Annotated in this window: 8 protein-coding genes and 2 pseudogenes; 7 read left to right on the top strand and 3 right to left on the bottom strand. The window is 53.5% G+C overall.

Annotated elements, in window-relative coordinates; genetic code table 11:
• Positions 1-614: pseudogene (locus E8M78_RS16100) on the top strand (IS6 family transposase); the annotation flags it as partial.
• Between the two features lie 332 nt (positions 615-946).
• Here E8M78_RS16100 and E8M78_RS23855 read toward each other — a convergent pair.
• A pseudogene (locus E8M78_RS23855) lies at positions 947-1,069 on the bottom strand (NUDIX hydrolase); the annotation flags it as partial.
• Between the two features lie 421 nt (positions 1,070-1,490).
• Here E8M78_RS23855 and E8M78_RS16085 point away from each other — a divergent pair.
• On the top strand, positions 1,491-3,179 hold the full coding sequence (locus E8M78_RS16085) for an ABC transporter ATP-binding protein (protein WP_137136023.1): 1,689 nt from the start codon (positions 1,491-1,493) through the stop codon (positions 3,177-3,179).
• On the opposite strand, the gene E8M78_RS16080 is transcribed toward E8M78_RS16085, so the two are convergent.
• Positions 3,169-4,572, bottom strand: coding sequence for an alkaline phosphatase (locus E8M78_RS16080; protein ID WP_246658364.1), 1,404 nt, complete (start codon positions 4,570-4,572; stop codon positions 3,169-3,171). The two genes, E8M78_RS16085 and E8M78_RS16080, sit on opposite strands and share 11 nt — an antisense overlap.
• A 407-nt stretch (positions 4,573-4,979) precedes the next feature.
• Between E8M78_RS16080 and E8M78_RS16075 the strand changes: the two genes are divergently transcribed.
• From E8M78_RS16075 to E8M78_RS16065, 3 genes are read left to right on the top strand one after another with little or no spacing between them, the layout of a single operon-like run.
• Complete coding sequence (locus E8M78_RS16075; RefSeq protein ID WP_170973447.1) at positions 4,980-6,386, top strand: asparagine synthase-related protein; 1,407 nt, start codon at positions 4,980-4,982, stop codon at positions 6,384-6,386.
• A 1-nt stretch (position 6,387) separates the two neighbouring features.
• Positions 6,388-7,275, top strand: coding sequence for a phosphotransferase (locus E8M78_RS16070; RefSeq protein ID WP_137136021.1), 888 nt, complete (start codon positions 6,388-6,390; stop codon positions 7,273-7,275).
• A gap of 8 nt (positions 7,276-7,283) precedes the next feature.
• The gene (locus tag E8M78_RS16065) at positions 7,284-7,751 is read left to right on the top strand and encodes a GNAT family N-acetyltransferase (RefSeq protein WP_137136020.1); all 468 of its coding nucleotides are present in this window, start codon (positions 7,284-7,286) and stop codon (positions 7,749-7,751) included.
• Here the strand turns inward: E8M78_RS16065 and E8M78_RS16060 are convergent, their stop codons facing one another.
• Positions 7,752-8,429, bottom strand: a complete 678-nt coding sequence (locus E8M78_RS16060; protein ID WP_170973446.1) for a GntR family transcriptional regulator — start codon at positions 8,427-8,429, stop codon at positions 7,752-7,754.
• Between the two features lie 335 nt (positions 8,430-8,764).
• Between E8M78_RS16060 and E8M78_RS16055 the strand changes: the two genes are divergently transcribed.
• Both E8M78_RS16055 and E8M78_RS16050 read left to right on the top strand, forming a co-directional pair.
• Positions 8,765-10,003 carry an efflux RND transporter periplasmic adaptor subunit gene (locus E8M78_RS16055; protein ID WP_137136018.1) on the top strand — a complete coding sequence of 413 codons (1,239 nt, stop codon included), beginning with the start codon at positions 8,765-8,767 and terminating at the stop codon, positions 10,001-10,003.
• A complete protein-coding gene (locus E8M78_RS16050) occupies positions 10,000-11,931 on the top strand; it encodes an ABC transporter permease (RefSeq protein ID WP_137136017.1) in 1,932 nt (643 codons plus the stop codon). The genes E8M78_RS16055 and E8M78_RS16050 overlap by 4 nt, the downstream gene beginning before the upstream one ends.
• Positions 11,932-12,223: the final 292 nt, after the last annotated feature.

Raw genomic sequence — 12,223 nt, 5'->3', positions numbered from 1 at the left:
AGAAATACGCACCGGAAATCGAGAAACGATTGCGTTGGCATTGGCGGCGACCGCAATCGACGAGTTGGCGCGTCGATGAAACCTATGTGAAGGTTCGCGGCAAATGGACACATCTGTATCGAGCCGTCGATAAGTTCGGCAACACGATTGATTTCTATCTGTCGCCGACGCGCAATGCCAAAGCAGCCAAGCGATTTCTCGGCAAGGCACTGAATGGCTTGAAGGATTGGGAAAAGCCAACGGTCATCAACACCGACAAGGCGCCGACCTACGGGATCGCGATTTCGGAATTGAAGGCCGAAGGAAAGTGCCCCAAAGAGCTCGTGCATCGGTAGGTCAAATATCTGAATAACGTGGTCGAGGCCGATCATGGCAAGCTCAAACAGCCAATCAAGCCGGTCAGAGGGTTCAAGACGTTGAAAACGGCCTATGCGACGACTAAGGGTTTCGAGGTCATGCGCGTGTTACGCAAGGGTCAGGCCGCGAGTTTCAACCTAACGGGCGACATCCGTGGGGAGGCCCGCATTGTTGAACGGGCCTTCGGGATTGGTCCCAGCGCGCTCACCGAGGTGGTGGCAATGCTCGCGCAGAATCTCGATGCCAAATCCGCGTGACTGATGCGTAGCAATGCCCCTTCACAACCAATCGGAATTTTCGCAACAGAGCCACAACCAGTGCCTTTTCTGGAAGGAGTCTGGGTCGACCCCAAACACCGGCGGCAGGGAACAGGCCGCGCGCTTATAGCAAAAATCAGCGACGAACTTATCGCCAAAGGCTTTCAGGAGCTCTGCTCGGATGCAGAAATTAGGAATCGACGGTCGCATAAAGCTCATGAAAACTGGGGCTTCCATGAAACAGACCGAGTTGTCTATTTTCGCAAACCATTGACTTGATTTAATCTCACGACGCTTAGAATGTCATTTCGCCCCCAGCCGGAACCGACCCCAATTTGGCACCACTCACCGATAAGCGTGTGATTTCGGCGCAATAGCAGGACTTCCGTACGGTCGCCAGCTGGCCTCAAGACAACTGCTGAGACCGCAAAGCATCGGATGGGGATTTCAGCCATCTATCTCGTTCCTGCCAGATGTTTGGTGTCGCGAGGAATAGCCTTTAGCGATCACCGAAAATAATGTGAAGGAAATCGTCGGTGATTGCGTCGGTGCGTTGAAAAACCGGGGCTCCTTCACATTAGGAACTTCTGCTGATTACTGAAGGTGCTCGCCAACGATAAGCGGGCGACCTTCCAAGCGGCCGCCCGTGCGCAATGTGCTGTCAGCCATCTTCACAGTCTGCAGCCGGCACCGGATCTGCGGTCTTCGACTTAGCTTCGTCTTCAAGAACCGACAAGTTTCCCTTGAAACGCACAAGCACGAGGTGGTAGTCGCGCTGAGAGATTCAACTAGAATTTCTGAAATGTCGCGGTTCTCTACAAGCACGAAGGGTGAAACCCAAATCGATTGGCAGGGTCTAAAAACGGGAGTTAGGCTTTGAAATTGGTACTGAAACCCATCCGTTTTATTCTCACAGAATATCTCTCTGAGTCTAAGCTTTCGATAGCATTGCTATTAGTCGCGATTTTGATTGGGTCCGCACTTTCGGTGCTCGTCCCTTATCATTTCTCACGCCAGCTTGATCAACTATCCGCCGGCGTTGCCGCTACCCATTGGCTATCCGCCTTCTGGATATACGCGATGCTGTTGGGTATCTCGGTGGCTTTCCAGAGGGGTACGCAATATCTGGCTGTCATTCAAGCTGAACGGCTGGGCTTTCTGGCTTCCAGGAGTTTCTTCGACCGTTTAATCACGAAACGGCCGAGTTTCTTCGTTGATCATAATCCCGCGGAGATCCAATCAGCACAGTCTCAGGGCACGCAGGCAATCACCGTACTTGTCCAAGTCGTCTTTATTGCTTTCCTCCCCGGTGCGACCTCCTTCGGCTTGACAATTGGGATGCTCGGGGCGGTGATCGATCTAGAAATTGTTCTCGTCGTGCTGGCCTACGGAACGATTTTCCTCACGTTGATCGTGGTTTCGAACCGGCTGAGCCGGCGGTACATGGAAGCGGCCATCGACGCTGGTCAGGCTAACGCGCGGTATGTCGGAAATGCCATCAGTATGATCGAGCCTCTACGGCAGGCGGGAAGCGCACGTTGGATGAAGGATCGTTTTGCCGATAGCGCCGTATCGGTTTTTCAAAATTGGCAAGCCTACGCCGTTCGGCGGATCGGTTTCGCGGGGCTGGTGGGAATTTCCATCACTCTCCAATTTGGATTCACCTTCTTTCTCCTGCTACCAAGATACCACGCGGGAACGCTGTCTATTGGCGATATTGTTCTTTTCAATACTCTCCTCTTGCAGTTGAATGTTCCGTTCGAGCTCATTGGACAATCGATCGACGAAACACTCAGAGCTATCGTCAAAATGGGACCATTGGCGCGCATCTGGTCGGAGCCAGAGGAGGAGGAACTGGGCGATGGAGAAGCGCTTGTGCTGAGGCGCGGAGCGGTCGAATTTCGAGACGTAAGCTATAGGTATCCGAATGGACGTGGGACGGCGGATATTTCGTTCAAAGCGGAACGCGGAAGAATCACGTTCATAACGGGCGAGACTGGATCAGGGAAATCGACGCTCTTCAAACTGCTCCTTAAGGCAGTTGAACCGGACAGGGGTGCTATCTGCATCGATGGTGTCAATCTCGGCGGGATCCCTCGTGCAGCTTGGTTTGCCACGACAGGAATCGTGCCGCAGGAAATCCTTCTTCTGAATGATAGCTTGAAAACGAATATCACTCTGGGAAGACCCGTAGATGAGACCCGCCTGAAAGAGGCTGCACGGAAGGCGGCCATCCTTAACCGAATCGAAGAGATGCCGGAAGGTTTCGAGACGACCGTGGGAGAGCGCGGTCTGAAGCTCTCCGGCGGGGAGCGACAGAGGATTGCCATAGCGAGGGCACTCTACAGCGCCCCGTCACTATTGCTTCTCGATGAGGCAAGTTCGGCTTTGGACGATGCAACGGAGGCCGAGATCATGGATCAGCTGAGGTTGATCGGTCGCGATATGACGATAATAGCGATCACGCATCGACTTAGCAGCATTCAGCCTGGCGACCAGGTGATCGAACTTCAAAGCGCTGATATTTCGCAGATGGTGACTAGGGAAAACTTGCCTATTTCTTGATGCCCATTGCAGTCAACATGGTTCTGAAAATCTCGGTATTGTCGACGTAGGCGACCCGGTTGCCTCCCGGTAACGTGACAGTCTTGGCCTCCTCTAACAGTCGATCCGCACCCTTCCCTTTGGCGAATAGGGGAACAAGTTCATTTGTGTGGTCGTCGGAGTGCCACATTGCCTGCGGTACTTGCCCCGGCCTCCCGCCTTTTATTGGACTATATGCCTGCAGATCTGAATCTGGGCCTAGAAGAAGACCGTTCCCGTGATCTGCAGTCACTATCACGAGGCTGTCTTCCCATGAGCTGTTTTGCCTAATCCAGTCCACGACGACAGCCACCGCTCGATTGAACTCGATGTGCTCCTCGATCAATCGCGCAAGGTTATTCTCGTTGGCAGCCCAATCCGTCGCTCCCCCTTCGACCATCATGAAGAAGCCGGCCCCGTTCTTCGACAGCATTCTTAATGCCCCGGAAGTCATGGTCGCTAAAGTTGGCTGATTGGACAGTCTTTGCCCGGCTCTTTCACCGTGGCGTAGGAATTGCAGCGTCTGCCGCGCCTGTGCGGTCCCGATGACTTTGCTCTTACCCTTCAAATCGAGATCACCACGCGTCAAACGTTCGAAATCTGCCTTCGTCTCAATATGGAGATATGGAGTCTTGCCTGACACGAGATTGGTCCAGTTGTCCTTTCCTCCCACAAACTCAAACGCCCGATCGTCACTAGGCTGGGAGGGGAGCCCGTCGTGGTCGTATGCCGGATGGCCAGCACCCATGATCACTGTGCCTAAGCCCCCTTCAACGATTTCCCTCGCGATGTCTCGTTGATTTCTTCTGCTGACGTTGTGGGCCAAAAAAGCCGCAGGCGTGGCGTTGGTCCATTCGACCGTCGTTACAACTCCCAGAGTTCGTCCTGCTTGAACCGCAAGCTCTCCGATATGCGTGAGCGGAGTGCCATCAGTTGACCAGTTGATGGAGCCATTGAACACCTTTTTTCCGGTTGCCATGGCGGTCGCCGCCGCAGCGCTGTCTGTAGGATTCATCCGAGCATATTGATACCCTACGAAATAATTCGGATAGGTCCGGTCGAAGCCTTTATGAGTCCCTTCTGCTGGAACGTCTGCATACAGCTGCCGTGCGTCGAAGCGTGGCTCGCCAGAGATCGGCTCCTGTACGGTTCCTAGCGAATATGTCGACATGAGCATTTTGACGTCAAAATGCTCATAGGACTGAAGACCGAGGCCGCCGTATTCGTAATAGGTGGTGGCGTCCCAAGACTGAGGTCCCATGCCGTCGGCGATCATAACGATGACATGTTTCGCGTCCCTGGCGATTGCGGAAGGCTGACTCGCTGCGACCGTCACCGCGACCGCAAGTCCAAAAAGCTTCAAAAGATCTCTCAAGAAAGTCCTCCCCTTAACCTTGCTTGATCGTAACGCCCCAATCGAACGTGAAAAACTATAATCGTGTTATATTTCTCTTATAAGTTGAATATACGCCAAAGCCTGCAATCATCCGGAGTGCCAATTCCGGCAATCAACAAAGGAGACTGCTATGAAAGTTCGTCTTGCCAAGCTGAAGGCCCCGAGTGCAACCGGTCGCGCGACCAAGTTCCTTGTCCGTGGTGACAGCGCTCGCTACCGGTACTAACCTCAAGGGGAGCTTGTGAATGTTGCGCGGGACACTATCAGCTCGTACGATTCGCGAGCTCCCTACCTCTTCCCTACAAACTAGCTGCTACATTGAGCCGATAGAGCATTGCAGCGTAGTCTATCGAACAATCCGCGAACCATCGGCTTGGGCTATAGTAGTGGCGGAAAAAATCTCTGGTCATCGCTACGAAATTGGCCAAGTATCCGACGCCTATAAGCTGTTCGAGGAATTCGACGGTGAGATCTTTCTTCTCGAAGTGCAGCACAACGAACATGGCTTTAATCTTCGGCTACTGTCCAATGGGAACGGTGTTGCTCCGGTCTATTTCTACCAGAATGGCGATCTGATCAGTTTTGATTGGGACAGCTATCGTCTTGCACAGACGGTGGGACACAAATCGCTGGATTTCCAATTCCTTTGCCGGGCAATTGTGGACCCGGTCTACACTTACCGAACCCCCTTTTCGAATATCCAATCTCTACCTCCGCGAACGGAGTTGCTTTGGGACGGTTCGCGACTGGCAGTCTCGCAGCTCGAAGGCGAAGAGTTGAATATCGAGATCGATCGCGAAGATGCCGGAAGTTTTATCATCGATCATGTTGCGGCTTATCTCAGCAAGAGAGCTAGCCCCGAGCATAAACTCGCCGTTGAGCTTAGCGGTGGGATTGACTCGTCTTTTGTCGCCCTGGCAGCTTTTCGTGCTTGGCAGGGGCGAGGCATTACCCTGGGCATTGACATTGGCTTTGGACCTGAACGAGGCTCCCAGCTTCACCGGCGAAACAAGGTGGTCAAGGCCGTGGGCTGCCAAGATTTCTTGATCGATATCCGCGAATACTTGCCGACTTTCGAGCTGTCGAAGCACGATCTCGAAAGTCGCTATCTGCTTGCGGAGGAATACGAGTCTGCTTTTGCGCGAATATGGCAGATCGCACAGGAGCGAGGCTGCAACGTCATTACAGGTGGCTATGGAGGTGACGAGCTTTTCCCCGCCTTGACAACAGACGAAGTCCGCCAGGACAAACTCAGAGGCGTCACCGAGGCAGATCTCTCAAGAATTGAGAGTGTGTATGAGGAGCTCTTCACCCCAAAGGCCTGGCAGGCGTTGAACGATGGATTTATCGGCGAGTTGGATGCCGGGTACCTTGGAAAATCCGCGCGACTAGCGGTGATGAAACGAGCGCCACTCTTGCTCAGTCGCGGGTTTTGGCCGGTCTTCCCGCTTTTTGACGAGAAGCTGGCCGCAGCGCTGCTCACGGCGACGGCAGACGAGCGCCACGAAAAATCAGCACTTCAACAGGCGGTTAAGGCCCTTCTGGGCGACAACGACATCTTTGGCCTATACGAAAAAGAGACCTTGGAAGGAGCTTCGGATCATTCCCTTCGCGCAAACGCTGACGAGGTCGTTCGCCTCCTCGCCAACTCACGTCTGATCGATGTGGGAATACTTCGAGGAGGCGCTATCCGAAAGGACAGCATTGGGGACCTTTCGGACAAAGGAAATCCATATTCTCCTGTTTTATCAGTTCTTTACGCCACCGAGAAATTTATCAGATGGAATCTCTAACGTGACAGATTTTCAGGCTCATGTCGGGAGTTGGCTACGGGTGGAACCTGGCGATGTCCAAATGGTAGTAGACGGGGTAAACAAGAACCTCCGCGCGAGAAGCACGAATGACGACGTCTTTGTGAGATTCTCGCCAGTTTCGCTACATAGCCGGTACGATTTGGAGAGCGAAGCAAACACATTGAAAAAGTTAGTCTCGCTGGGTGTGCCGTGCTGCGAAATCGTCGAGGTTGATGGCCGGCAGATCCTTGGCCCAGTCACGGTCAACGAGGTCGAGTACAACGCCTTGGCAAATCGGACGATCGTCGGCTCGCCACTCGTACCTGCCCCCGTAGACGCCAAGGCCTTCGGCCGCTCCCTCGCCAAAGTACATCGAGCATCTGTAGATTTACCCTTTGCAACAAAAGCCGCGACTAGGGAAGAACGGATTCATCCCACACTCCGTCCGATTTTCCGCGAGTTGGCCGAACAGGCAGACAAGATCCGGGTCGACCCCGAGGCCAATATTGGTATCTGCCATGGTGATGCCTGGCTCGGCAACGCCATCATGCGAGACGGCACAGCAGTTCTTTTTGACTTCGAGTTCACGAAAGTTGGGGCGTTGGCTTATGACATTGCAACCTTTATCTGGACGCTTCGTGCCGAAGACAGCGAAGAGGAAGACGGCATCTTCAACAGCTTCGTTGAAGGCTATCGTGGCGAGTGCGATAGGGAATTCAGTCAAGACGAGCTGAAAAGGAGCCTGCTGCAGAAGGAAATCAACAACATCGAGTTTCTGAGCGAGAACATCACGATGTCTCGAGAAGTGAAACTTGCCACTGCGCGGTTTGCCCGGGACACAATTGATTTTGTTATGGGCGACGAGATTTCACGGTTTCGCTGGCGTTGAGGCGAAGGATGGCCAGCGTGATAATTAGAGAGCCTGAACATTCGGATAGGAGCGGCCTTATCGCCGTTTATGGGTCCGAGGGTTTTTTCGATTACTCTCCATCTCGCCTCGATCTAGAAATCGTTGCTGCGACTGTAGATGCTTATCTCATCGAATTCGTTTCGGCGCCGGCTTCCATCATTTTCTACGTTGCCGATCTGAATTCCGAGCTGGCCGGATTCTCGATCGCTCGCAAGACAGCTCAGGCCACGTGGGAAGTGCAGGCCGGCGTGCACTTCGATCATAGAAAGCAAGGCATAGGCACTGCACTTCTTGCAAAGGTATTCACGCAAGTGCACAGCCGTGGACCGGCTGTGTGTGAGGCAATAGTCCATGCTGGCAACCTCGGTTCGATAAAGATGGTATCGCCTTTCTTCCAAGAGCATGGAGAATTTGAAGGGTTGCCCGGCTTCTTGCGGTTTAGATCATCTTGGTAGTTAAAAGGCTGCGCCAGAAAACACCATTGGACGACCCGCCAGAAGATCACGCTCTTTGGCAGCCTCGATAGTGTCTGCCAGCCTCTTCCTACGAACCTCAAAAAAACTTCCCAGCTTTTCCGTGAGCGGCACAGGCCGGCGGCTCGACACCAGCCAAAGATATGAGAACGCGGCCTCTCCAATTATCCCCTCGGGCTCATGTTTCTGCTCATCGATAACAAGATAACGTGCGCACTGCGCGATTGCCGTACGGGTGAATATGGCTGTTGGGTGTGCAAAATAAGTGTCGAGGATATCCGTTATCAAAGTGACATTTTCGAAGATGCTATGAGGCGGTTCACGCAGTCTTACCCCGTCTAGCAGCAATCGTTTGCGAAGAAGATTTTTTCGTCCGTGCGGAAGTGTCGCCGCGCTCGCCAATAGGAGATTTTGAAGAAACTCAAGGCGCATCGCGATACTTTCGGCATCCAGCCGTTTATTGAAGAAACCGCGTCCGGGATAGAAGTCTATCAGGTCCTCGGCGGCAAGCGCGATTAGCGCCTCTCTGATCGGGATTGCGCTGAATCCGAGTTCCGATTCGAGCACCTTCACGGTTATCGGAGCGCCGAAAGGAAGTTCCCCCTCAACCAGTTTGCGTTTTAACGCCTGGTAAGCGGGCCTGCTAGTCTGATAGATCAATCTCGTCTCCTGTTCGGTCGATGATCGAAACGTAGGCAGTGCTCGCGCCAAGATGGCTTCGTTTTAAGCAACTTAAGCATGATCAACCCTCACGGGTAGTGTGGGTTCGATAAAATAAATGTGAACACGCTCATCAACTTTAATCGATTTGATCGAGTTTCGAAAAAAGCTACGAATAATCAATAAATTATGCTAACGCGTCCGCTGGTTTGTTATCGCCAGCCGGGGTGAGTGAGCTCGCCTACGGGTCGTACCGAATAGTGCAATCTCACTCCGGGAATGTTAGATTGCGGGTGCGACGACAACTGCAGCATGCATAAAAATGGAGCAGCGCATTGAATTTGGAGTCGGGAAATATCAAAATTTCTCAGCGGTTGCGACGCAATATTCGTTTTCTGTGCTACGCGTTGCCAGTAATCGGATTTATCGCCATCGGTGGCCGAGCGATGTCGGTACCGGCTCAAAATCCCGACCTTCGGTATGCTTTCGCAACGGCGGCCGTCGGCTCAATCGAGAAGACAATACCGGCGACCGGGAAAATCTCACCGCGTTACTACGTCGATGTGGGGGCTCAAGTTTCCGGTCAATTAAGAGCGCTCCATGTTACCGCCGGAGAGCGGGTTCAACAGGGGCAGCTCCTGGCTGAAATAGATGCTGAGGTACAGGCTGCGACCGTTGAGGGCATCCAGGCGGATCTGGACCGGCTCAAGGCTGAGCTCGCTGAGCAGGTCGCCTCACAAAAATTCGCGAAGAGCGAACTAGATAGGAGTTTGAAGCTCCTGGAAACCAACGCCATCGCGCAAACGACGCGGGAAGCGGCGGAGCGAGACTATCAAGTCTTGGCTGCGCGAGTAGATGCGACAAACGCAAAGATCCGACAAACAGATGCCACTCTTCGGGCGGAAAGAGCCACGATGGGCCGAGCACGTATCGTAGCGCCCATGGCAGGTACCGTGGTTTCGTTGGATGCCAGGGTCGGGCAGACGCTGAATGCCAACTACGATACTCCACTGATACTGAGAATTGCCGATCTTAGTGTGGTGACCGTGGCGGCAAACGTATCCGAAGCCGACATTCCAAAGCTTCGCGAAGGAATGCCGGTTTGGTTCACCACCCTTGGGGAACCCGATCGGAGAATTCGCTCGAAGGTACGCCAAATCATGCCGGCCCCACCTCGGGCGCCTGACAACAAGGACGGCGACGGAAATGGAAGCTCACCGTCAAAAGTCGTCCTCTATCACGTTCTATTTGATGTTCCGAACGATAAGGGATCGTTAAAATCGGACATGACCGCCCAAGTAAATTTCGTTGTCGAAGAAAGTCAGAATACATTTATCCTGCCCGTGGCGGCTTTGGACGATGCCGCGCGCGTGTCTCAAATCGTGGGTGATGCGCGAAATACGGAAAAAATTCGGGTTTTCCACGAGGACGGAAGCATTGAGTTACGCGAAGTGGAGGTTGGAGTCACGAACCGTTTTTCCTTCGAGGTGAGGAAAGGACTGAAAGCAGGAGAGAGAGTGGTCACCGGGGAAAGACAAGCCAAGGGCCGCTCCCTGCTTTGGTTCGAACTATGACCCAGCCACTTATCCAACTGGTCGAGGTGACGAAGGCTTTTCAGAGGGGACAAGTCTCTGCGAAAGCCCTTAGAGGTGTGACCGTCGACATCCATTCGGGCGAGTTTGTGGCGATCGTTGGTGCGTCCGGCTCCGGCAAATCAACATTGATGAACATTTTGGGTCTGTTAGATAGACCCACTGGAGGCAGATACCGTCTTAGCGGAAAGGACGTATCAACATTAGCGAACGCCAAGGCCGCCGAGTTAAGGCGCCATCACTTTGGTTTCGTTTTCCAGCAATACCATCTAATCGAACACTACAGCGCACTTCAAAATGTCGAAGTGCCCGCAGTTTATGCCGGAGTTCCGACGCCCGAAAGACAGGTACGCGCTAAAGTACTCCTTTCACGGCTCGGACTTGCTGAGCGAACGCAAAACAGGCCAAGCCAACTGTCTGGTGGTCAGCAGCAGCGAGTCGCTCTTGCGCGTGCGCTGATGAACGGCGCGGATGTTATTTTGGCAGATGAGCCGACGGGAGCTTTAGATAAGGAAACTGGAGGCGAAGTGCTTTCGGTACTGAAGGAACTAGCATCGGAAGGCCGCACCGTCGTACTCATCACGCATGATCAAGATGTGGCACAGGCAGCTGATCGTATCATCCAGATTGAAGATGGCCGGATCGTATCCGATACGGCGAGCAAGAAATCTGATGAGTACGGGGAGATGTCCGGCTCCAGCGATCTTCTTTCGCGCACATCTCCGGGCCTGATGGTTCATGAAGCAGCCGCGGCCGCCTGGTGGTCCCTTGTTCTGAACCCATTCCGAACAACTTTGACCTTGCTCGGCATCATAATTGGAGTGGCTGCGGTGATTGCTATGTTAGCGATCGGCCGAGGCACACAAATCAGAATGTTGGAGCAAGCCTCGGCAGTCGGAACGAACTGGATCATGATTGGCCAGAATAGCAATCTTTCCACAGCCAGCAGTCCTATCACCGCAGATGACGTCGGTGCCTTGAAAGATCTTCCAAATGTTGAAGGGGCCATGCCGCGCTTCGTTGAGCAGGCGACCGTGAGATATGAAAGCAAAGACTTCACCACACAAGTCATAGGAACAGACGAGGACTTTCAAAAGGTCCATCGATGGAATGTTCAGGCCGGCGCATTTTTTACAAAGCACGACGAAATCAGCGTCGCCTCCGTCGTCGTCCTCGGAGCTAAAGTTGCGACCCGACTCTTTGATGCTGATGAAAACGTCGTTGGCAAGTCCATACTGATCAACAACGCATCATTCGTGGTCATCGGCGTCTTAGAAGGAAAAGGCACTTCTGAGAATGGAGAAGACAGAGACGACACGGTCGTGATGCCGCTTCGAACCGCTCAAATGCGCGTCTTCGGCGAAACCAGCCTGGCACTGATCGTCACCTCGATCGCAGATATGGGCAAATTCACTGAAACGGCAGAGATTATAAAAGGCGTACTTACACGGAGGCACGGCCGCGAGGACTTCTGGATGTATGATGCCGCCGCAGCCCTAGAAAGGGCGAATGACAGTCGTCGCAATTTGAACCTCCTGCTTGCCGCGATTGGCAGCATCTCACTCCTTGTGGGCGGCATCGGCATCATGAACATTATGCTGGTGAGTGTTAAAGAACGCACCCGCGAAATCGGCATCAGAATGGCCGTAGGCGCCACGACTCAAGATATATCTCGACAGTTTCTCATCGAGGCGGCAATGCTCTCTGGTATCGGTGGAACCGTTGGACTGGCAATAGGAGGCATAATCGGCCTCCTCGCTGCGATGACATTTCATATGACTGTTGTCTTTTCGGTAACAGTGTGGGTCGGTGCTTTCTTATCTTCGGTCCTACTCGGCGTGCTGTTCGGGTACGCACCAGCGCGGCGTGCCGCTCTTCTCGAGCCGGTGCAAGCGCTTTCTGCGAATTGAAAGCCGGAACAGCGATTTCGTACTCTAGGGACAGGGTTTTCCGGGTTCGGTGGGCACAGCGCGAACGGCGCTGATTGGTGGCCATATTTTTGTCGTGACCTGCAGCTGCCCCGTCCTTTGGGGCGGCTGGCGCTCTCGGGGTTGCTGTTCGAGGAGTCTCTCGATGGCCGCGATTGCGCCCAAACAAGCTGGCGACAGAGCAAGACGCCGATGGCGGTATATTGGAAAGCGGTGAGCGCCTCTGCCGGCATCTCCATGGCTCTGTTGCAAAAAAATCCGTTGATGCCAGAAA

Source organism: Rhizobium sp. FKY42 (assembly GCF_005222835.1).
GTDB lineage: Bacteria > Pseudomonadota > Alphaproteobacteria > Rhizobiales > Rhizobiaceae > Neorhizobium.
The sequence above is the reverse complement of the archived record's forward strand: the minus strand, read 5'-3'. Positions and strand labels throughout refer to the sequence as shown.

Coding starts and splice junctions, on each gene's coding strand:
- E8M78_RS16065 (WP_137136020.1), top strand. CDS start 7,284: ATGGCCAGCGTGATAATTAGAGAGCCTGAACATTCGGATAGGAGCGGC.
- E8M78_RS16050 (WP_137136017.1), top strand. CDS start 10,000: ATGACCCAGCCACTTATCCAACTGGTCGAGGTGACGAAGGCTTTTCAG.